The following is an 18,961-nucleotide window of genomic DNA, read 5'->3' as shown; positions in this document are numbered from 1 at the left end:
GTCAGTTCTCCAGAACGTCGAGCAGGCCGAGGGGCAGCGGAACATCCATGGCTTTATCGAACAGCAGATAAAGACCAATGGCCATCAGGCTGACGATCACCACGCTGGGCAACCAGCGGCCGCCATACAGGCGCGCCATGGGGATGCCGATCAGCATGCTGCTGAGGATGAAACCCAGTGGTTCGAAGGTGCCGGCAAACACAATCAGCAGGGCCACGCAGACGCCGATCTTGATCAGGGTCTGGCGGTCCAGCGCGGGTTCTTCCTCGGTGTGCTTGGTCGGCTGTGGGCGAAACAGCATGTAGATCAGCCCCAGGCTCATCAGCCCGAGCATCAGCAGCGGGTAGGCGCGAGGGCCGACCGGCTCGTAGGAAAATGCCGCCTGATACGGCCACGCCATCAAGGCGAGGCCGGCACAGACCAGCAACATCACCGAGGCGAAAATGCGTTGTAAGAGCATAGGAAACTCCTGGGCCACTTTTGCAGGCGCGAAACTGCTCGCGAAAAATGCACGGACGCCGCGTGTGTCGAGCAGCACGCGTCGTCGTTGACGTTCTTCGCGGGCAAGCCCGCTCCCACAGAGGGGCGATTACTGGATCAGGCCGAACTCTTTGGCCAGCACTTTGTAGTCAGCCACCTGCTTCTTCACGTAGGTGTCCAGCTCCGGGCCGGTCATGGCGAACGGGAACAGCTCGCGCTGGTCACGCAGCTTGGCGAACTCGTCGGAGGCCAGCAGTTTGTCGAAGGCATCCTTCCACCAGGCGTAGTCGGCATCGCTGACTTTCGGCCCGAGGTAGAAGCCGCGCACCACCGGCCAGACGATGTCGTAGCCTTGCTCCTTGGCGGTCGGAATATTCTTCATTTCCGGCTCGTCCAGGCGCTGTTCGGAGAACACCGCGAGCAGGCGCATGTCACCGCTGAGAATGTGCGGCATGGAGTCGGAGATGTCGGTACTGCCCACCTGGATATGCCCACCGAGCAGCGCGGTGGCGATTTCACCGCCGCCCTCGAGGGCCACATAACGCAGCTCACGCGGGTTGATCCCGGCGGCCTTGGCGATCAGCGCGGTTTGCATCCAGTCCTGGCTGCCGACGGTACCGCCGGAGCCGATCACGACGCTGCCCGGATCTTTCTTCAAGGCTTTGACCAGATCGTCGAGGGTCTTGTAGGGCGAATCGGCTTTCACCGCGATGGCCCCGTAGCTGGTGCCGACCGCTGCCAGCCAGCGCACGGCGCTCTCATCGAAGCGACCGAACTTGCCCTGGGCCAGGTTCAGCAGCGAGCCACTGGACCAGGCCACCAGGGTGCCGGCGTCCGCCGGGCGCTGCGCGACCACCGCGTTGTAGGCCACCGCGCCCACGCCGCCAGGCATGTAGGTCACGCGCATCGGCTTGCTCAGCAGCTTTTCATTGACCAGCGCGCTTTGCGCCAGTTTGCAGGTCAGGTCAAAACCGCCGCCAGGAGAGGCCGGCGCGATGCATTCCGGGCGCTTGGGCTCGTCGGCGGCCAGCAGTTGGCCGGCGAACAACATGCAGCCGGCGGCGAGGGCCAATTTACGCAGTGAAGGGGTCATGATGATCTCCGTCTTTGTTGTTATGAGTTGTTACTACCAAAGCGCGACGCTATAGCTGACCAGCAGGCGCATTTCATCCGCGTCACGGGCTGAATAGTTGGAACGATAAGTCGCGTTGCGCAGGCGCACCGACACATCCTTGAACGTGCCGCTTTGCACCACGTAGCGGATCTCGCTGTTGCGTTCCCACTCCTTGCCGGTCTCGCCGTTCTTGAGCTTGATGTTGTCACCCGAGAGGTAACGGCTCATGAAGCTCAGGCCGGGAATCCCCAGTTTGGCGAAGTCGTAGTCGTAACGGGCTTGCCAGGAGCGCTCTTCAGCGCCGGCGAAATCGTTGATCTGCACGAAGTTGACCAGGTACGGATCGCTGCCATCCACATACGGGAAGGCGCTGTCACCGGACATGTGCTGATAACCGGCGCTGAGCTTATGGCCATTGAGCGCATAGCTGAACAGGCCGTTGAGGGATTGGTTGTCGATCTTGCCGCCACGGGCACTGCCGGTGTCATCGCTGATCGCCAGGCGCAGGTCGGTGGCGAAGGTCCCGGGGCCCATCGGGCGCGCAGCGACCAGGCCGAGGAAGTGCTGGCGGTAGACATCATCGAGCTGGGCGAAGTGGTAGCTGCCGGTGATCTTGTCGGCGAACTTGTAGTCGGCACCGCCAAAGTTGAAGTGCTTGCCGGTGGCGCCACTGAGGAAGCGGCTGTTCTTGTTATTGAGGGCGATGTCCTCGTAGTTGGTGTCGTCGCGGTCCTTGGCCTTGTCGAGCCGGCCAGCGGTGAACACCAGGTTCTTGAATTCCTTGGAGGTCAGCAGACCGCCGTTGAAGGTCTGCGGCAGGATGCGCCCGTCGTTGGGCTTGAGGATCGGCAGTTCAGGGATCAGCGCCCCGATCTTCAACTCGGTGGCAGAGATTTTCACTTTGCCGGTCAGGCCCAGCTTGGAGTACTCGTTGGCGGCGCGGCCATCGTCATGGGTCGGCAGCAGGCCGGTGCCGGTGCGGTCGGGGCTGGAGTCGAGCTTGACCCCGAGCATGCCCAACGCATCCACGCCAAAGCCGACGGTGCCGTCGGTGTAGCCCGATTGCAGGTTGAGCATGAACCCCTGGGCCCATTCGTCGCGCTTGGATTGCTGCGCACTTGTGCCGTCGCGAAAGTCGCGGTTGAAGTACATGTTTCGGGTTTCCAGGGTCGCGCTGCTGTCTTCGAAGAAGGCAGCCTGGCTGAGCGGCGCAAAGCCGGCGAGGGCAGCGGCACTGGCAAGGGCGGTGTGGGTCAGGCGAGAAGAACGAACAGGCGGGCAAGCCTGGGGCTGTGTCGACAGCATCGTTGGGTACTCCGTTATTGTTCTTATTTTGGCGAAAACGCTTCGAGGCGTTTTTCGAGCGCTACGGATCAGGTAGCTCGATGGGCATGACCCACCGTGGCTGGATGCTAAAGGGCGAAGCTTTCACTAACCTTTCAGTTGTCTTTCAATGTTTTCGGGCTTCACAGGCCAGGCGGCGCCTGTAAACTGCCCCGCAAAGCGTGGCGTCGGCCATGCCCGAACGAGGTAGAAGTCCATGCGTGTCCTCCTGGTTGAAGACCATCTGCAGCTCGCTGAAAGCGTCGCCCAGGCGCTCAAGAGCACGGGTTTGACTGTCGATGTGTTGCACGATGGCGTGGCCGCGGACCTGGCCTTGAGCAGCGAGGAATACGCGGCGGCGATCCTCGACGTGGGCCTGCCGCGCATGGACGGCTTCGAAGTGCTGGCGCGGTTGCGCGCCCGTGGAAAAAACCTGCCGGTGTTGATGTTGACCGCGCGCAGCGATGTGAAAGACCGCGTGCATGGCCTGAACCTCGGCGCTGACGACTATTTGGCCAAGCCGTTCGAACTGACGGAACTGGAGGCGCGGGTCAAGGCGCTGCTGCGGCGCAGCGTGCTGGGCGGCGAGCGCCAGCAGGCCTGTGGTGTGCTGGTCTATGACCTCGACACGCGCCGCTTCACGGTCGGCGGCGAGCTGATGACCCTGACCTCCCGTGAGCAAGCGGTGCTTGAAGCACTGATCGCGCGACCGGGCAGGGTGATGAGCAAAGAGCAACTCGCCTCGCAGGTGTTCGGCCTGGACGAAGAGGCGAGCCCGGATGCCATCGAAATCTACGTACATCGCCTGCGCAAGAAACTCGACGGCCAGCCTATCGCCATTGTGACCTTTCGCGGTCTCGGCTACCTGCTGGAAGCGCGCGATGCATAAGCCCAGCAGCCTGCGCTGGCGCCTGCTGTGGAACCTGGCGCTGTTGCTGGTGCTGCTGATGCTGGCCAGCGGCATGAGCGCTTACTGGAATGGCCGCGAGGCCGCCGATACCGCCTATGACCGCACCCTGTTGGCCTCGGCCCGCACCATCGCCGCGGGCCTGACCCAGGTGGACGGCACCCTCAGTGCCAATGTGCCTTACGTCGCCCTGGATACGTTCGCCTACGACAGCGCCGGGCGCATCTATTACCAGGTCAATGACATCGACCAAAAGCTGATCTCCGGCTACGAAAACCTGCCCGGCCCGCCGCCGGGCACGCCGCGCACCGATGATTACCCGGCACTGGCGCGCTTCTATGACGCCGTGTATCTGGGCCAGCCGGTGCGGGTGGTCAGCCTGCTCAAGGCGGTGTCCGAACCGAACATGAACGGCATGGCGGAAATCCGCGTGGCCGAAACCGATGAAGCGCGTGTGAGCATGGCCCGCAGCCTGATGGCCGACACCTTGCTGCGCCTGGGCATGCTCGCCATCGGCGCCTTGTTGCTGGTGTGGTTTGCCGTCAGTGCGGCACTGCGCCCGCTGGAGCGCCTGCGCACGGCGGTGGAAGAGCGCCAGCCCGACGATTTGCGGCCACTGCCGTTGGTGGAGGTGCAACATGAGTTCGGCCCGCTGGTGCGTTCCCTCAACCACTTCACCGAGCGCCTGCGCGGCCAGTTCGAGCGCCAGGCGCAGTTCATCGCCGATGCGGCCCACGAACTGCGCACCCCGCTGGCGGCGCTCAAGGCACGGCTGGAGCTGGGGCTGCGCAGCGACGCCCCGGCGACCTGGCGCAGCACCCTGGAAACCGCGGCCCAGGGCACGGACCGCCTGACCCACCTGGCCAACCAATTGCTGTCCCTGGCGCGTATCGAGAACGGCGCGCGGGCGATTGCCGAAGGCGGCGCGCAGTTGCTCGACCTCAGCCAGCTCGCCCGTGAGCTGGGCATGGCCATGGCGCCGCTGGCGCATGCCCGCGGCGTGGCGCTGGCCTTGGAGGCCGACGAGCCGGTGTGGCTGCGCGGCGAGCCTACCCTGCTCAACGAGTTGCTGAGTAACCTGGTGGACAACGCCCTGGCGCACACGCCGCCCGGCGGCAACGTGATCCTGCGGGTGACGGCGCCGGCGGTACTGGAAGTGGAGGATGATGGCCCGGGTATCCCGCTGGATGAGCGCGACCGAGTGTTCGAACGCTTCTACCGACGCAGCCAGCAGGGCATGGGTTCAGGCCTGGGGCTGGCGATCGTCGGCGAAATCTGCCGCGCGCATCTGGCGCAGATCAGCCTGCATGATGGCGAGCTGGCGGGGTTGAAGGTGCGCGTGAGTTTTATCGCCGGTTGATCAATAGAACATCGAGCGCGCTTCATCCAGTTCCGCGCGCAAGCTGTCACTGTAGGGGTCGACGCGCAGCTTCTTGATCGCCGGCAGGGTGGACACCGGTACGCTTGCCAACGGGTGATCGGTGCCGCGATGGCAATACAGCACGGCGATCTGCACCAGGTCGATGTAGTCGAGGCTGGCGGAGTCGCGCTCCAGGTTCAAATATTGTCCCGGCAACTTCGCCAGCATTTCCGGGAAGTCCCAGCCACCGAGCAGTTTGTCGCCGAGCAGTGGGTGGATGCTGTCGATCACGTGGTTGAGGCTGACCGGGTCCGAGAGCAGCTCGTAGTGGTCTTCGGCGTAGGTCAGGATCGGCAGTACGCCGATCTGGTGCACCAGGCCGCCGAGGGCTGCCTGGTCGGGCTTGAGCAGGCTGTGGCTACGGCACAAGGCGTAACTCACGCCGGCCACTTCCAGGCTGCGGCGCCATACATCGCGCATCTTCTGTTCGACGGCTTCGGACCGGGCGTGGAAGATCTGTTCCATCACCAGGCCGATGGCCAGGTTGCTGCTGTAGTTGGTGCCCAGCCGCGTGATGGCGGTGTGCAGGTCGGTGACTTCCTGGGTCGCGCGCAACAGCGGGCTGTTCACCACTTTGATCAGGCGCGCCGACAGCGCGGTGTCACGACCGATTACCTTGCTCAAGTGGCTGATGCTGATGTCCGGGTCTTCGGCGGCCTGACGGATGTTCAGGGCGACTTCCGGCAATGTCGGCAGAACCAGGTCATCGTTGTCGATGGCCGTCACCAACGCCTGTTGGACTTTTTCCGCCAGCTTGTTCATTCATGATCTCTAGGGTGTTGCAAAAAGGTACGGCGACTAACGCTGGATCTCTCGATCACGGTCGAGTTGGTAAGGCAGGTCGAGCAGCTGTAAACCGGGGCCTTCCAGGGTGCCAAGATGCACATCGCCACTATCGGCTGCTTCGGCTTGCAACACGGCCAGAAGTTCAATCACCTGGTCCGCTTTTGCCGCAATCACCACCTCGCCAATGGCGCTGTTGTGGCTGGGGGAAAACAGCGGGGTGCCTGGCTCGGGCATTTGCGCCGCATTGAGGCTCAAGCGGTACAGGCGGCGCTTGAGTTTGCCCAGGTACTGCATGCGCGCGACGATTTCCTGGCCGGTGTAGCAGCCTTTCTTGAAGCTGACGCCGCCCACGGCTTGCAGGTTGAGCATCTGCGGTATGAACAGCTCGCGCGTCTGGGGCATGACCTGGCCGATCCCGGCGCGGACCTGGCCCAGCAGCCATTCATTCAAGTCTGCTTGTTTCAATTGAGTAGCCAATTGGCTGCGCACGGCATCGGCATGCTCGGCGGGGACCCAGAGTTCACTGCGGCCGGGCGACACGCGAATGGCGATCAAGTGGTCGGTGCGGGCAACACTGTCGGTGTCGGCCGGCAGTTCCAGACCCAGGCTGGCAAGGGCCTGATCGGCTTCGGCCAGGCCGAAACGCACCCAGGCGGCGCTTTCGTCGGTGAGCTTGGATTTGGAGAACACGGCGTATTTCTTCAGGTCCGCCAGTTGCGGCTCCAGCAACTCGGTGGCCATCGCCAGCAGCACGCCGTCACCTTGCAATACAATGCGAAAACTCGATTGCATCCGGCCTTTTTGCGTACAGCGCGCGCCGAGGCTGGCCTGCGTGTCGCTCAGGTAATTGAGGTTGCAGGTCAGTTGGCCCTGCAGGAATTTGGCAGCGTCGGAACCACGGACGGCAAGAACGCCTTCGTGGGACAGGGGGCAGAAGAAAGCAGAGTCAGCCATGGGTCATCGCAGGTCAAAAAGTCATGGGTGCATCATAGAGGGGCGCCCGGCAAATGGATAGTTTCCGTATGGGGCGACCAAAGCCGACTGTTCCGGTGCCGTTCGGCCTGTATACTCGCGCTCTATTTGAGGAGCGCTCCATGGTCGAAGATGTAGAACTCAATCGCCTCTACTGGCACAGCCGTCGCGGCATGCTTGAACTGGACGTGTTGCTGGTGCCATTCGTCAGAGAGGTCTATTCAACCCTTAATGAGGTGGATCGCAATGTCTATGTCCGCCTGCTGGAGTGCGAAGACCAGGACATGTTCGGCTGGTTCATGGAGCGTGCCGAGTCGGAAGACCCGGAGCTGCAGCGCATGGTCCGCATGATTCTGGACCGTGTACAACCCAAGTAATCGTTTTGAATGCCGCTGGCAGGCCTCGCGGCTCTTGCTGGCGGCGTATCTTCTTGCCCAGGCGTTCGCCTTGGGTGCCCTGTTGGTGGTGGATCTACCGTTCGCCAGTCTGGGCATGCTGGTGTGCCTGGCTCACGCCGCCTGGGTTTTACCGCGCCATATCCTGTTGACTCACCGTTCGTCGATTCGTGGCCTGCGCCGTGACGAAGACGGCTGGCAGTTATTCAGCGACGAGCTGGGCTGGCAGAGTGTGCAATTGCGTCCCGACAGCCTGGCGTTGCCGCTGATCGTGGTGCTGCGCTATCGGCTGAAGGGCCAATGGCGCGTGCGTTCCCTCTGCGTGCCGAGGGATTCGCAGGCCGCCGATATACACCGGCACCTGCGGGTTCGCCTGAAGTTCAGCCGGCGTAGGTGGTTGGCACCAGAATAGTGTCGCGCGCCTCGGGCAGCATCTGCGGGTAGTCGAGGGTGTAATGCAGGCCCCGGCTCTCCTTGCGCTCCATGGCTGAGCGGATCATCAGCTCCGCCACCTGGGCCAGGTTGCGCAATTCGATCAGGTCACGGCTGACCTTATAGTTGCTGTAGAACTCATCAATCTCATCCAGCAGCAACCGCACCCGGTGCTGAGCGCGTGCCAGGCGTTTGTTGGTGCGCACGATACCCACGTAGTCCCACATGAAGCGCCGCAGCTCGTCCCAGTTGTGGGCAATGATCACGTCTTCGTCCGAATCGGTGACCTGGCTGGCATCCCAGCGGGGCAGGGCGGCTGGCACCGGGATACGCGGCAGCTGTTCGAGAATGTCCGCCGCCGCCGAGCGGGCGTAGACGAAGCATTCGAGCAGCGAGTTGCTGGCCATGCGGTTGGCGCCGTGCAGGCCGGTGAAGCTGGTTTCGCCAATCGCATACAGGCCGGGCACGTCCGTACGGCCTTGCTGGTCGACCATCACGCCGCCGCAGGTGTAGTGCGCGGCGGGTACCACCGGGATCGGGCCTTTGGTGATGTCGATGTTGAAGGCCAGGCAGCGCTCGTAGACGGTGGGGAAGTGCGTCTTGATGAAGGCTTCGGGCTTGTGGCTGATGTCCAGGTAGACGCAGTCGATGCCCAGGCGCTTCATCTCGTGGTCGATGGCGCGGGCGACGATATCGCGCGGGGCCAACTCGGCGCGCGGGTCGAAGCGCTGCATGAAACGTTCGCCGTTCGGCAGTTTCAAGTGTGCACCTTCGCCACGCAGGGCCTCGGTGATCAGGAAACTCTTGGCTTGAGGGTGATACAGGCAGGTGGGGTGGAACTGGTTGAATTCCAGGTTGGCCACCCGGCAACCTGAACGCCAGGCCATGGCGATGCCGTCGCCACAGGCGCCGTCGGGGTTGCTGGTATAGAGGTAGACCTTGGCTGCACCGCCGGACGCCAGGATCGTGAAGCGCGCACCATAGGTGTCGACCTCGCCGCTGGCGCGGTTGAGCACGTAGGCGCCGAGGCAGCGTTCGCCCGCCAGGCCCAGGCGCTTTTCGGTGATCAGGTCGACGGCGACGCGTTGCTCCAGCAATTCGATGTTGGGGCGTTGGCGCGCCTGTTCGAGCAAGGTCTTGAAGATGGCCGCGCCGGTTGCATCGGCGGCGTGGATGATGCGGCGATGGCTGTGGCCGCCTTCACGGGTCAAGTGGAATTCGAAGCCGCCGTCGTCAGTGCCCGCGTGCTCGTCACGGGTGAAGGGCACGCCTTGGTCGATCAGCCACTGGATCGCCTCGCGGCTGTGCTCGACGGTGAAGCGCACCGCGTCCTCATTGCACAAGCCACCGCCGGCGTTGAGGGTGTCTTCGACGTGGGACTGCACCGTATCGGTGTCGTCCAGCACGGCGGCGACACCGCCCTGGGCCCAGAAAGTCGAACCGTTGGCCAGGTCGCCTTTGCTCAGTACGGCAATTCGCAGGTGGCGGGGGAGGGTCAGCGCAAGGCTCAAGCCGGCCGCGCCGCTACCGATCACCAGCACATCGTGTTGAAACTGTTGGCTCATTTGAAGGATTCCGCAAAAAGCGATCCACAGGGTTGGCGCAAACAGGACGCCCGGATCGGCGAATCAAAGGGTCACACGGGCCACTAGTATATAGAGGGGGGGAGCGGCACAATAGCCGGGCATTCGTGGCAATGTGAGATTACGGTGCGCGGCTCGGGTTAAAATCGGCTGGTTATTGAGATGGGAACTTTTTGCATAAGCCCCGACTCAATAGCAGGTTGCCCGAAAGCTGGGAAAACGTTGAGTTTATTGGCCCGTCGGGAGCATTGGACGCGTCAGAAAACCGACGACAAGATTATTCGCGCAGTCGGCATTGCCCGTGCTGCGTTTTTCGTGTGTGCCAAATCAGTGCATGCCGGAAACTTGCTTGGAGGGGGAGAACTTTTGCGAAAAGTCCGAGTCTATGTTTGCAAGCCTGATCGTTTAGTTATGCAAGCCTCCTTCAAGTACAACGAGGAGTGTTCATGCTAACCCAGGAAGAGGATCAGCAGCTGGTCGAGCGCGTTCAACGCGGCGACAAGCGAGCTTTTGATCTGCTAGTGCTGAAATACCAGCACAAAATTCTCGGGTTGATCGTGCGGTTTGTGCACGACACCCATGAAGCGCAGGACGTTGCACAGGAAGCCTTTATCAAGGCGTACCGTGCACTTGGCAATTTTCGCGGTGATAGTGCGTTTTACACGTGGCTATATCGCATCGCCATCAACACGGCGAAGAACTATCTGGTGTCTCGCGGGCGCCGCCCACCGGATAGTGATGTAAGTTCAGAAGATGCAGAATTTTACGATGGTGACCACGGCCTCAAAGATCTCGAGTCGCCGGAGCGTGCATTGCTGCGCGACGAGATCGAAGGAACCGTTCATCGCACAATTCAGCAACTGCCAGAAGATTTACGTACGGCGTTAACTTTACGTGAATTCGATGGTCTGAGTTACGAAGACATTGCGAGCGTCATGCAGTGTCCGGTGGGGACTGTAAGGTCACGGATTTTCCGGGCCCGGGAAGCCATCGATAAAGCCTTGCAACCGTTGTTGCAGGAAAACTAAAGACAGCGGCGACAGCCAAGAGAGGAACCGCCATGAGTCGTGATGCCCTGCAGGAATCGCTGTCCGCAGTGATGGATAACGAAGCGGATGAACTGGAACTTCGTCGAGTGCTCAACGCATTTGATGATGCCGAAACCCGTGATACCTGGTCTCGTTACCAAGTCGCTCGGGCGGTGATGCACAAGGATCTTCTAATCCCTCGTCTGGATATTGCTGCGGCCGTTTCTGCCGCGCTGGCTGATGAAGCCGTTCCGGCAAAAGCTGCTCGTGGTCCTTGGCGTAGCCTGGGTCGCCTGGCAGTTGCTGCCTCGGTGACTGTTGCCGTGTTGGCCGGTGTTCGCCTGTACAACCAGGACGAAATCGCCGGTGCCGAACTGGCCCAGCAGACTCAGCAACCGGTCATGGCCGGTCCGCAAGTCAAAGGCCCAGCGGTATTGGCCGGCTACAAGGAAAGCTCTGACACCACCGGCCCTATGGCCAACGGTGTGTTGCAAGGGCAATCCGGCTGGCAGGACCAGCGTCTTCCAGGCTACCTGCGCCAGCACGCACAGGAATCGGCCTTGAAAGGCACTGAAAGCGCTCTGCCATATGCACGTGCTGCAAGCCTGGAAAACCGCTAAACCGTCAAGGAGCCCTATGCGCGCCATACCGCTCCTTACGCTTTTGCTCAGTGGTTGGTTTGCACTCCCCGCCCATGCCGATGAAGCCCAAGACTGGCTGACTCGACTTGGGCGTGCAGAGCAGCAGCAAAGCTTTAAAGGTACGTTTGTCTACGAACGTAACGGCAGTTTTTCCACCCATGACATCTGGCATCGCGTCCAGGATGGTCAGGTCCGTGAGCGGCTCTTGCAGCTCGATGGCTCTGCCCAGGAAGTCGTGCGGCTGGACGGCCGTACTCAATGTGTCAGCGGCACCCTGGTCGCAGGCCTTGGCAATTCGCGTGATGCACCTTCACGCGCGCTGGATCCGCAAAAACTCAATCAATTCTACGAACTGGCCGTCATCGGCAAATCGCGCGTGGCCGGTCGGAATGCGGTAATCGTTTCGATAACGCCGCGTGATCAGTACCGTTATGGCTTTGAGCTGCACCTGGACCGTGAAACCGCGCTGCCGCTCAAGTCTTTGCTGCTCAATGATCAGGGCCAATTGCTGGAGCGTTTCCAGTTCACGCGCTTGGATACTTCCCTGCCCGACGATCACGACCTGCAGCCCGGCAGCGACTGCACGCCGGTCAGCGTCGCCAAGACTCAGGCACCGCAAGCTCAGTCTGTCGAGGCGTGGCACCTGGAGTGGTTGCCGCCGGGGTTTCAGCTAAGCAACAGCAGTGTGCGTAAAGACACGCAAACCAAGGCAACCGTCGAAAGCCTGATGTATGAAGATGGCCTGGCGCGGTTCTCGGTGTTTCTTGAGCCCATCAGCGATGTAAGCGTCACGGAAACCCGCACCCAGTTGGGCCCGACGGTGGCCGTGTCCCGTCGTCTGAATACGGTGGACGGCGAAATGATGGTGACGGTCGTCGGCGAGATTCCTATCGGTACGGCCGAACGTATCGCGCTGTCAGTGCGCGGTGAAAAAAAGCCAGTCACCCAGCCGTGAGCCGTTAATCCTATGTTCATCCTGACCTTTCACTGTGTATCCACGCCAGGTTGGCTGCCGAGAGCATGAAATGTCCGGATCAGCATTTTCACTTGCAAAAATCTCTCATGTTTTCTATAGGTCAGGGCTTGTCGGCTCTGGCCTTGTTTTGTTCGCGGAACAAAGATGTCGGTCGCAGTTTTCGGCGTTTCTTGAACCCTGTCGCTCAACCCTGCTCGTCGTAACGGGAGCTGTATGTCGATACCACGTTTGAAGTCTTACCTATCCATAGTCGCCACGGTGTTGGTGCTGGGTCAGGCCTTGCCTGCGCAAGCGGCCGAGTTGCCTGACTTTACCCAATTGGTTGAGCAAGCCTCGCCTGCCGTGGTGAACATCAGTACCACGCAGAAGCTGCCGGATCGCAAAGTCTCCAACCAGCAGATGCCGGACCTCGAAGGCCTGCCGCCGATGCTGCGCGAGTTCTTCGAGCGCGGCATGCCGCAGCCACGCACGCCCCGTGGCGGCGGTGGCCAGCGTGAAGCACAATCCCTGGGGTCGGGCTTCATCATCTCGCCGGATGGCTACATCCTCACCAACAACCACGTGATTGCCGACGCCGACGAGATTCTTGTGCGCCTGGCCGATCGCAGTGAGCTCAAGGCCAAGCTGGTGGGGACTGATCCACGTTCCGATGTGGCGTTGTTGAAGATTGATGGCAAGGACTTGCCTGTGCTGAAGCTGGGTAAATCCCAGGACCTGAAAGCCGGTCAGTGGGTGGTCGCCATCGGTTCGCCGTTCGGTTTTGACCACACCGTGACCCAAGGTATCGTCAGCGCTATTGGTCGCAGCCTGCCCAACGAAAACTACGTGCCGTTCATCCAGACCGACGTGCCGATCAACCCGGGTAACTCCGGTGGCCCGCTGTTCAACCTGGCGGGCGAAGTGGTGGGGATCAACTCGCAGATCTACACCCGCTCCGGTGGCTTCATGGGCGTGTCCTTCGCTATCCCGATCGACGTGGCAATGGATGTTTCCAACCAGCTGAAAAGCGGTGGCAAGGTCAGCCGTGGCTGGTTGGGCGTAGTGATCCAGGAAGTGAACAAGGACCTGGCTGAATCCTTCGGCCTCGACAAGCCGGCCGGTGCCCTGGTCGCGCAGATCCAGGACGACGGCCCGGCTGCCAAGGGTGGCTTGCAGGTTGGCGATGTGATCCTGAGCATGAACGGCCAGCCGATCATCATGTCGGCTGACCTTCCACACCTGGTAGGTGCACTCAAGGCCGGCAGCAAGGCCAAGCTGGAAGTGATTCGTGAAGGCAAGCGCCAGACCGTTGAGCTGACGGTTGGCGCCATCCCTGAAGAGGGTGCAACGCTGGATGCCCTGGGCAACACCAAGCCGGGTGCCGAGCGCAGCAGCAACCGCCTGGGTATTGCCGTGGCTGAGCTGACCGATGAGCAGAAGAAATCCTTCGACCTCAAGAGCGGCGTAGTCATCAAGGAAGTGCAGGATGGTCCGGCAGCCTTGATCGGCCTGCAGCCAGGCGACGTGATCACTCACCTGAACAATCAGGCGATTGACTCTACCAAGCAGTTCACCGACATCGCCAAGGCGCTGCCGAAGAATCGCTCGGTGTCGATGCGCGTGCTGCGTCAGGGCCGTGCCAGCTTCATTACCTTCAAGCTGGCCGAGTAACCGCCAGCTCAATAAAAAGCCCCGCCTTCGGATGACGAAGGCGGGGCTTTTTTGTGGGCGATGGGTTTAGCTCATCATTCCCTTGACCAGGCGTTCCTGTTCGATCAGCTCACGTTGGCGCGCATCGATGCGTGACGACAGCGGGAAATTGTTGCCGGCGCGACGCTTGGCAAAGTCCAATTGCTGAATGGCCTGCTGGAAATCGCCCACCAGGGCAAAGTATTCGGCACGCGCCTGGTGCAGGCCGATGATATTGCCGGACAGGCCGCGCGTCTCGGCAACCTGATACCAGACATCCGGATCGTCCGGACGAGACTTGAGCAATGCGTCGAGGGCCTTTTCTGCATCGGCGGTGCGGTTCTGCTTGAGCAGCAGATCCACTCTCACCTGATTCAACGGATAGTTGCCCGGATACTGGGTCAACATCTTATCGGTGCGCTGCTGCGCATCCGGCAGGTGGTTGTTGTCGATGTCCAACTGGATCTGGGCCAGGTTGTAGGTGATGTCAGTGGGCGCCTTGGCCAGCAGCTGCGCGAGGTTTTCCCGCGCCTCCTTGAATTGCGAGCCCTTGATCTGGGCGATGGCCAAGCCATAGCGTGCCACGTCGTTTTTAGGGTTCTCATCCAGCTGTGCCTGGAAGCGCTTGGCAGCGAGCCCGGACGTATCTTCGTATTGCAGCTGCACACGGGCGCGAATCAGCTGATAACGCAGGCTGTCTTCCTTGCCGCCGGGCTTGGCTTGCTCGGCGCGGTTGCGGGTGTCGGCGATCCGCGATTCGGTGACCGGGTGCGTCAGCAGGAATTCAGGCGGCTTGGCATCGAAACGGTACTGGCGCATCAGGCGTTCGAACATGGTCGGCATGGAACGCGGGTCGTAACCGGCTTTTTCCAGGTTGAGGATGCCGATGCGGTCGGCCTCTTGTTCGTTCTGGCGCGAGAAGCGCCGTTGTTCCTGGATCGCAGCGGCCTGGGTACCGGCAATTGCGGCAATCCCCGCATCACCTGCGCCGGCAGCGGCGGCGATGATGCCGCCCAGCAGGGCCGCCATCATCGGGATCTGCATGCGCTGTTGCGCCTCAACACCACGGGCAAAGTGGCGTTGGGACAAATGCGCCAATTCGTGTGCGAGCACCGAAGCGTATTCGCCCTCGGTCTGAGCATTGAGAAACAGGCCGCCGTTGACCCCGACAATCCCGCCGGGTGCGGCAAAGGCGTTCAATTGCGGGCTGTTGATCAGGATGAACTCCAGGCGCCGGTCATTCACCTGGCTGGTCTCTACCAGCTTGTACACGCTGGTTTCGACATAATCCTTGAGTTGCGGATCATTGAGCTGCGAGACCTGGCCGCGCAGATAGGCCAACCAGGCGCGCCCCAGTTGGTATTCCTGTTGTGGCGAGACAATGGCAGAACTGGCGTCGCCAAGTGACGGCAGGTCATCGGCGAAGCCCGGGGAGGCCAGCAGGCAAGCCAGCGTCAGCAGGGTAGGGCGCAAAAAAGTCATGCACAGAGCCTTTCGACAAAGAGCTTACTGTAGCCGGACACTGAGCTTCGGACCAGATATTCTAAGCAGCCCGAATGCGTGCCTGGAGTAAAACCATGACCGACGCTGTAGCCTTTGATGCCGAACTCGATGCCAGTGGCCTCAATTGCCCGTTGCCCTTGCTCAAGGCCAAGCTGGAGCTCAATCGATTGGCCAGTGGCGCAGTGCTCAAGGTCATCGCGACCGACGCGGGCTCCCAGCGTGATTTCCGTACCTTTGCCAAGTTGGCGGGCCATACCCTGCTACATGAAGAAGACGCCGCCGGTGTGTACCGTTACTGGTTGCGCAAGGCCTGAACCGTTCGCCCCCACCACCCGAGGTTGATTGATGTTCAAAGTGTTACGAGACTGGATCCAGCGCTACTTCTCCGACGAAGAAGCGGTGGTGCTGGCGGTCCTGCTTTTCCTGGCCTTTACGGCCGTGCTGACCTTGGGCGGCATGCTGGCGCCGGTACTGGCGGGGATGGTGCTGGCTTACCTGATGCAGGGCCTGGTCACCACCCTGGAGCGTCTGCGACTGCCGGGCGGCGCTGCCGTGGGCCTGGTGTTCGCCTTGTTCATGGGCTTGCTCGTGGTGTTTATCGTGGTGGTGTTGCCGTTGCTGTGGCACCAACTGATTACCCTGTTCAACGAACTGCCGGGCATGCTCGCCAAGTGGCAATCACTGTTGCTGCTGCTGCCGGAGCGTTACCCGCACCTGGTCTCGGATGAGCAGGTGTTGCAGGCCATCGAAGCGGCGCGCGGCGAGATCGGAAAATTCGGGCAATGGGCGCTGACCTTTTCCCTGTCCAGCCTGCCGTTGCTGGTCAACATCATGATCTACCTGGTGCTGGTGCCGATCCTGGTGTTTTTCTTCCTCAAGGACCGCGCGATGATCGGTCGTTGGGTGAGCGGCTACCTGCCGCGCGAGCGGGCGCTGATCACGCGGGTGGCCGAAGAGATGAACCGCCAGATCGCCAATTACATCCGTGGCAAGGTCATCGAGATCATTATCTGTGGCGGCGTGACTTACATCGCCTTTATCGCCCTGGACCTGAACTACGCGGCATTGCTGGCGTTGCTGGTAGGGGTGTCGGTGGTCGTGCCGTACGTCGGTGCGGTGGTGGTGACGGTGCCGGTGATGTTGATCGCCTTGTTCCAGTGGGGCTGGAGCGACCAGTTCATCTACCTGATGGCGGTGTACGGCATTATCCAGACCCTGGATGGCAACGTGCTGGTGCCGCTGCTGTTCTCGGAGGCGGTCAACCTGCACCCGGTGGCGATCATTTGCGCAGTGCTGTTGTTCGGCGGGCTGTGGGGGTTCTGGGGCGTGTTCTTTGCCATTCCCCTGGCGACGCTGTTCAAGGCGGTGCTGGATGCGTGGCCGCGGCAGGAGCCAGTGGTGGCACCGCTGCTTTAAACGTAGCGGGGGATTGAAGGCGCCATCGCCGGCAAGCCGGCTCCTACAGGGAAATGCGTTACCACTATAGGAGCCGGCTTGCCGGCGCTGACAATCCAAAGGTCGCAGCAGCAATCAAGCCTTGTTCAAAGCCTGCGCCGCCGCCAACACCGCATCCACATGACCCGGCACTTTCACGCCACGCCATTCCTGGCGCAGCACACCTTCGCTATCGATCAGGAAAGTGCTGCGATCCACGCCCAGGTATTCCTTGCCGTACAGCTTCTTCAGCTTGATCACATCAAACAGTTGGCAAACCGCTTCGTCCTTGTCGCTGATCAGCTCAAAGGGGAATTCCTGCTTGCCCTTGAAGTTTTCGTGAGACTTCACGCTGTCGCGTGACACGCCAAACACCTCGGTGTTGGCGGCCTTGAATGCCGCGTACTGGTCACGGAAACCCTGGCCTTCGGTGGTGCAGCCCGGGGTGCTGTCCTTCGGGTAGAAGTAGATCACTACCTGCTTGCCCTTGAGAGCGGCAAGGCTGAAGGTCTGGCCGCTGGTGGCCTGGGCTTCGAAATCGGCTACGGGTTTGTCGATGACTACCGCCATGAAAAAACTTCCTTACATTGGGTTCTGTGGGCGCCACGGCTCGATCAGTGCGTCGAGGTTCAAGGCATCGGCAAAGTCGAGGAACTGGTCGCGCAACCAGCTGATCTGCACGCCGGCCGGCAAGGTCACGGTGAACGTGGCGTTGAGCATGGTGCCGCCGGTTTGTGGCGCCTGGTAAGTGTCGCAGGTGAGGTTCTCCAGCTCGACGTTGTGGTCGATAAAGAACTGGCACAGCTCATTGACGATGTCCGAGCGGTAGGCCGAGCTCACGTACGCTACATAAGGCAGGGCCTGGGGACGGTTCTCCAGGGCCGCGCTGCGCACCACGTTGACGGTGAAGTCGTGCTTCTTGGCCAGGCCCGGCAAGCCGGTTTCCAGGCGCGCGAGGGCATCCCAGGTGCCGGAAATCTGCAGCACCAGCGCACTGCACTCGCCGTGGCGGGTCAAGCGGGAAGTCACGACGGCGCAGCGGTTTTCATGGCTGGCGCGGCACAGGACGTTGGTCAGCTCCATGGGGTTGGCGCCGAGGGCACTGATAACAAGGAATTGTTCGCGAACTGTGGGGGTGGACATGCAGCCTTCCTAAAACGATGAGCGGTCGATACTGTGAGGGCCGTATCGATCAAAGGATGAAGGGTAGCGAAAAGCGTCGCCAAGGGATAGGAGGTGGCGTTTTCATTGCGTGAACGGCGGAATTTTCTCGGGCTTGCGGCCGTACTTTGGCCCAATGATGGCATTGCCCGTCGTTTAGTTGCTCCGGAACGCATCGTCAGGCGGTACTTAGCTTGTACAAGCATCTTGGCGCCAGTACCATTACGGCTCTCTTTTTCCGGCAGGAGCGGTTGCATGATTGCGGGCAGTATGGTGGCACTGGTCACACCCATGGATGCACAAGGTCATCTCGACTGGGACAGCCTGGGCAAACTGGTGGACTTCCACCTGCAAGAAGGCACCAACGCCATCGTGGCGGTCGGCACCACAGGTGAATCGGCCACCCTCGATGTGGAAGAACACATCCAGGTGATCGAATTCGTGGTCAAGCGCGTCGCGGGCCGCATTGCCGTGATCGCCGGTACGGGCGCCAACTCGACGCGTGAAGCGATCGAGTTGACCAGGAACGCCAAGAAGGCCGGCGCCGATGCCTGCCTGCTGGTGACCCCGTACTACAACAAGCCGACCCAGGAAGGCCTGTACCAGCACTTTCGCACCATTGCCGAAGCCGTGGACATCCCGCAGATCCTCTACAACGTACCCGGCCGCACTGCCTGCGACATGAAGGCCGAGACCGTGATCCGCCTGTCCACCGTGCCGAACATCATCGGTATCAAGGAAGCCACCGGCGACCTGCAGCGCGCCAAGGACATCCTCGCCGGCGTGAGCAGCGACTTCCTGGTGTATTCCGGTGACGACGCCACTGCTGTCGAGCTGATCCTGCTGGGCGGCAAGGGCAACATCTCGGTCACCGCCAACGTGGCCCCGCGTGCCATGAGCGAAATGTGCGCCGCCGCCATCGCCGGCGACGCCGTGACCGCCCGCGCGATCCACGAGAAGCTGATGCCGCTCAACAAGACACTGTTTATCGAATCCAACCCTATTCCCGTGAAATGGGCACTGTTCGAGATGGGCCTGATGCCGGACGGTATCCGTCTGCCGCTCACCCGCCTCAGCGACGCCTGTCACGAACCGCTGCGACAGGCCCTGCGCCAGTCCGGCGTCCTGGTTTAATTGA

Annotated in this window: 20 protein-coding genes; 11 read left to right on the top strand and 9 right to left on the bottom strand. The window is 61.3% G+C overall.

Going from position 1 to position 18,961, the window contains the following annotated elements; translation table 11 throughout:
• Window position 1: 1 nt before the first annotated feature.
• From BBG20_RS00460 to BBG20_RS00450, 3 genes are all read right to left on the bottom strand, one after another.
• A complete protein-coding gene (locus BBG20_RS00460) occupies window positions 2-460 on the bottom strand; it encodes a tripartite tricarboxylate transporter TctB family protein (protein WP_065899412.1) in 459 nt (152 codons plus the stop codon).
• A 129-nt stretch (window positions 461-589) separates the two neighbouring features.
• Entirely contained in the window at window positions 590-1,573 is a 984-nt protein-coding gene (locus BBG20_RS00455) for a Bug family tripartite tricarboxylate transporter substrate binding protein (protein WP_065899411.1), read from the bottom strand.
• 33 nt (window positions 1,574-1,606) lie between these two features.
• Complete coding sequence (locus BBG20_RS00450) at window positions 1,607-2,899, bottom strand: OprD family porin (protein WP_065899410.1); 1,293 nt, start codon at window positions 2,897-2,899, stop codon at window positions 1,607-1,609.
• Window positions 2,900-3,134: 235 nt separating this feature from the next.
• Here BBG20_RS00450 and BBG20_RS00445 point away from each other — a divergent pair, with 235 nt between their 5' ends.
• The gene (locus tag BBG20_RS00445) at window positions 3,135-3,806 is read left to right on the top strand and encodes a response regulator (RefSeq protein ID WP_010212220.1); all 672 of its coding nucleotides are present in this window, start codon (window positions 3,135-3,137) and stop codon (window positions 3,804-3,806) included.
• Window positions 3,799-5,184, top strand: a complete 1,386-nt coding sequence (locus tag BBG20_RS00440) for a sensor histidine kinase (protein ID WP_065899409.1) — start codon at window positions 3,799-3,801, stop codon at window positions 5,182-5,184. The genes BBG20_RS00445 and BBG20_RS00440 overlap by 8 nt, the downstream gene beginning before the upstream one ends.
• Here the strand turns inward: BBG20_RS00440 and BBG20_RS00435 are convergent, their stop codons facing one another.
• Window positions 5,185-6,006, bottom strand: a complete 822-nt coding sequence (locus BBG20_RS00435) for an HDOD domain-containing protein (protein WP_065899408.1) — start codon at window positions 6,004-6,006, stop codon at window positions 5,185-5,187.
• 36 nt (window positions 6,007-6,042) lie between these two features.
• On the bottom strand, window positions 6,043-6,984 hold the full coding sequence (gene ygfZ, locus BBG20_RS00430) for a CAF17-like 4Fe-4S cluster assembly/insertion protein YgfZ (protein WP_065899407.1): 942 nt from the start codon (window positions 6,982-6,984) through the stop codon (window positions 6,043-6,045).
• A gap of 140 nt (window positions 6,985-7,124) precedes the next feature.
• Here ygfZ and BBG20_RS00425 point away from each other — a divergent pair, with 140 nt between their 5' ends.
• Window positions 7,125-7,379, top strand: coding sequence for an FAD assembly factor SdhE (locus tag BBG20_RS00425; protein ID WP_010563680.1), 255 nt, complete (start codon window positions 7,125-7,127; stop codon window positions 7,377-7,379).
• Complete coding sequence (locus BBG20_RS00420; protein ID WP_065899406.1) at window positions 7,363-7,809, top strand: protein YgfX; 447 nt, start codon at window positions 7,363-7,365, stop codon at window positions 7,807-7,809. Before BBG20_RS00425 ends, BBG20_RS00420 begins: the two co-directional genes overlap by 17 nt.
• Here the strand turns inward: BBG20_RS00420 and nadB are convergent.
• A complete protein-coding gene (gene nadB / locus BBG20_RS00415; protein WP_065899405.1) occupies window positions 7,778-9,394 on the bottom strand; it encodes an L-aspartate oxidase in 1,617 nt (538 codons plus the stop codon). The genes BBG20_RS00420 and nadB overlap by 32 nt on opposite strands.
• Window positions 9,395-9,858: 464 nt before the next feature.
• Here nadB and rpoE point away from each other — a divergent pair, with 464 nt between their 5' ends.
• The 4 genes from rpoE to BBG20_RS00395 all read left to right on the top strand — a co-directional run bounded on the left by rpoE (window position 9,859) and on the right by BBG20_RS00395 (window position 13,707).
• Window positions 9,859-10,440 carry an RNA polymerase sigma factor RpoE gene (gene rpoE / locus BBG20_RS00410; protein WP_003172477.1) on the top strand — a complete coding sequence of 194 codons (582 nt, stop codon included), beginning with the start codon at window positions 9,859-9,861 and terminating at the stop codon, window positions 10,438-10,440.
• Window positions 10,441-10,472: 32 nt separating this feature from the next.
• Window positions 10,473-11,060, top strand: a complete 588-nt coding sequence (locus BBG20_RS00405; RefSeq protein ID WP_003172479.1) for a sigma-E factor negative regulatory protein — start codon at window positions 10,473-10,475, stop codon at window positions 11,058-11,060.
• A 16-nt stretch (window positions 11,061-11,076) separates the two neighbouring features.
• The gene (locus BBG20_RS00400) at window positions 11,077-12,036 is read left to right on the top strand and encodes a MucB/RseB C-terminal domain-containing protein (RefSeq protein WP_065899404.1); all 960 of its coding nucleotides are present in this window, start codon (window positions 11,077-11,079) and stop codon (window positions 12,034-12,036) included.
• A gap of 234 nt (window positions 12,037-12,270) precedes the next feature.
• Entirely contained in the window at window positions 12,271-13,707 is a 1,437-nt protein-coding gene (locus BBG20_RS00395; RefSeq protein ID WP_065899403.1) for a DegQ family serine endoprotease, read from the top strand.
• A 66-nt stretch (window positions 13,708-13,773) separates the two neighbouring features.
• Here the strand turns inward: BBG20_RS00395 and BBG20_RS00390 are convergent, their stop codons facing one another.
• Window positions 13,774-15,207 (bottom strand): M48 family metalloprotease, encoded by a 1,434-nt coding sequence (locus BBG20_RS00390; protein WP_065899402.1) that lies wholly within the window; start codon window positions 15,205-15,207, stop codon window positions 13,774-13,776.
• 95 nt (window positions 15,208-15,302) lie between these two features.
• On the opposite strand from BBG20_RS00390, the gene BBG20_RS00385 reads away from it, so the two are divergent.
• Both BBG20_RS00385 and BBG20_RS00380 read left to right on the top strand, forming a co-directional pair.
• Window positions 15,303-15,542: a sulfurtransferase TusA family protein gene (locus BBG20_RS00385; RefSeq protein ID WP_010212198.1), complete on the top strand. Its 240-nt coding sequence runs from the start codon at window positions 15,303-15,305 to the stop codon at window positions 15,540-15,542.
• 31 nt (window positions 15,543-15,573) lie between these two features.
• On the top strand, window positions 15,574-16,644 hold the full coding sequence (locus tag BBG20_RS00380; protein ID WP_065899401.1) for an AI-2E family transporter: 1,071 nt from the start codon (window positions 15,574-15,576) through the stop codon (window positions 16,642-16,644).
• 114 nt (window positions 16,645-16,758) lie between these two features.
• Here BBG20_RS00380 and BBG20_RS00375 read toward each other — a convergent pair whose 3' ends face one another.
• Both BBG20_RS00375 and BBG20_RS00370 read right to left on the bottom strand, forming a co-directional pair.
• Window positions 16,759-17,232, bottom strand: coding sequence for a peroxiredoxin (locus BBG20_RS00375; RefSeq protein WP_025855402.1), 474 nt, complete (start codon window positions 17,230-17,232; stop codon window positions 16,759-16,761).
• Window positions 17,233-17,244: 12 nt separating this feature from the next.
• Window positions 17,245-17,805, bottom strand: coding sequence for a glycine cleavage system protein R (locus tag BBG20_RS00370; RefSeq protein WP_003172487.1), 561 nt, complete (start codon window positions 17,803-17,805; stop codon window positions 17,245-17,247).
• A gap of 273 nt (window positions 17,806-18,078) precedes the next feature.
• On the opposite strand from BBG20_RS00370, the gene dapA reads away from it, so the two are divergent.
• Window positions 18,079-18,957 carry a 4-hydroxy-tetrahydrodipicolinate synthase gene (gene dapA, locus BBG20_RS00365; protein WP_065899400.1) on the top strand — a complete coding sequence of 293 codons (879 nt, stop codon included), beginning with the start codon at window positions 18,079-18,081 and terminating at the stop codon, window positions 18,955-18,957.
• Window positions 18,958-18,961 lie beyond the last annotated feature (4 nt).

This window comes from Pseudomonas aylmerensis (assembly GCF_001702265.1).
Classification (GTDB): domain Bacteria; phylum Pseudomonadota; class Gammaproteobacteria; order Pseudomonadales; family Pseudomonadaceae; genus Aquipseudomonas; species Aquipseudomonas aylmerensis.
This window is presented reverse-complemented; position numbering and strand designations above follow the sequence as displayed.

What these genes read in the sequence shown, in the direction of transcription:
- BBG20_RS00460 (WP_065899412.1), bottom strand. Translation starts at nt 460, where the DNA reads ATGCTCTTACAACGCATTTTCGCCTCGGTGATGTTGCTGGTCTGTGCC.
- BBG20_RS00455 (WP_065899411.1), bottom strand. Translation starts at nt 1,573, where the DNA reads ATGACCCCTTCACTGCGTAAATTGGCCCTCGCCGCCGGCTGCATGTTG.
- BBG20_RS00450 (WP_065899410.1), bottom strand. Translation starts at nt 2,899, where the DNA reads ATGCTGTCGACACAGCCCCAGGCTTGCCCGCCTGTTCGTTCTTCTCGC.
- BBG20_RS00445 (WP_010212220.1), top strand. Translation starts at nt 3,135, where the DNA reads ATGCGTGTCCTCCTGGTTGAAGACCATCTGCAGCTCGCTGAAAGCGTC.
- BBG20_RS00440 (WP_065899409.1), top strand. Translation starts at nt 3,799, where the DNA reads ATGCATAAGCCCAGCAGCCTGCGCTGGCGCCTGCTGTGGAACCTGGCG.
- BBG20_RS00435 (WP_065899408.1), bottom strand. Translation starts at nt 6,006, where the DNA reads ATGAACAAGCTGGCGGAAAAAGTCCAACAGGCGTTGGTGACGGCCATC.
- ygfZ (WP_065899407.1), bottom strand. Translation starts at nt 6,984, where the DNA reads ATGGCTGACTCTGCTTTCTTCTGCCCCCTGTCCCACGAAGGCGTTCTT.
- BBG20_RS00425 (WP_010563680.1), top strand. Translation starts at nt 7,125, where the DNA reads ATGGTCGAAGATGTAGAACTCAATCGCCTCTACTGGCACAGCCGTCGC.
- nadB (WP_065899405.1), bottom strand. Translation starts at nt 9,394, where the DNA reads ATGAGCCAACAGTTTCAACACGATGTGCTGGTGATCGGTAGCGGCGCG.
- rpoE (WP_003172477.1), top strand. Translation starts at nt 9,859, where the DNA reads ATGCTAACCCAGGAAGAGGATCAGCAGCTGGTCGAGCGCGTTCAACGC.
- BBG20_RS00405 (WP_003172479.1), top strand. Translation starts at nt 10,473, where the DNA reads ATGAGTCGTGATGCCCTGCAGGAATCGCTGTCCGCAGTGATGGATAAC.
- BBG20_RS00400 (WP_065899404.1), top strand. Translation starts at nt 11,077, where the DNA reads ATGCGCGCCATACCGCTCCTTACGCTTTTGCTCAGTGGTTGGTTTGCA.
- BBG20_RS00395 (WP_065899403.1), top strand. Translation starts at nt 12,271, where the DNA reads ATGTCGATACCACGTTTGAAGTCTTACCTATCCATAGTCGCCACGGTG.
- BBG20_RS00390 (WP_065899402.1), bottom strand. Translation starts at nt 15,207, where the DNA reads ATGACTTTTTTGCGCCCTACCCTGCTGACGCTGGCTTGCCTGCTGGCC.
- BBG20_RS00385 (WP_010212198.1), top strand. Translation starts at nt 15,303, where the DNA reads ATGACCGACGCTGTAGCCTTTGATGCCGAACTCGATGCCAGTGGCCTC.
- BBG20_RS00380 (WP_065899401.1), top strand. Translation starts at nt 15,574, where the DNA reads ATGTTCAAAGTGTTACGAGACTGGATCCAGCGCTACTTCTCCGACGAA.
- BBG20_RS00375 (WP_025855402.1), bottom strand. Translation starts at nt 17,232, where the DNA reads ATGGCGGTAGTCATCGACAAACCCGTAGCCGATTTCGAAGCCCAGGCC.
- BBG20_RS00370 (WP_003172487.1), bottom strand. Translation starts at nt 17,805, where the DNA reads ATGTCCACCCCCACAGTTCGCGAACAATTCCTTGTTATCAGTGCCCTC.
- dapA (WP_065899400.1), top strand. Translation starts at nt 18,079, where the DNA reads ATGATTGCGGGCAGTATGGTGGCACTGGTCACACCCATGGATGCACAA.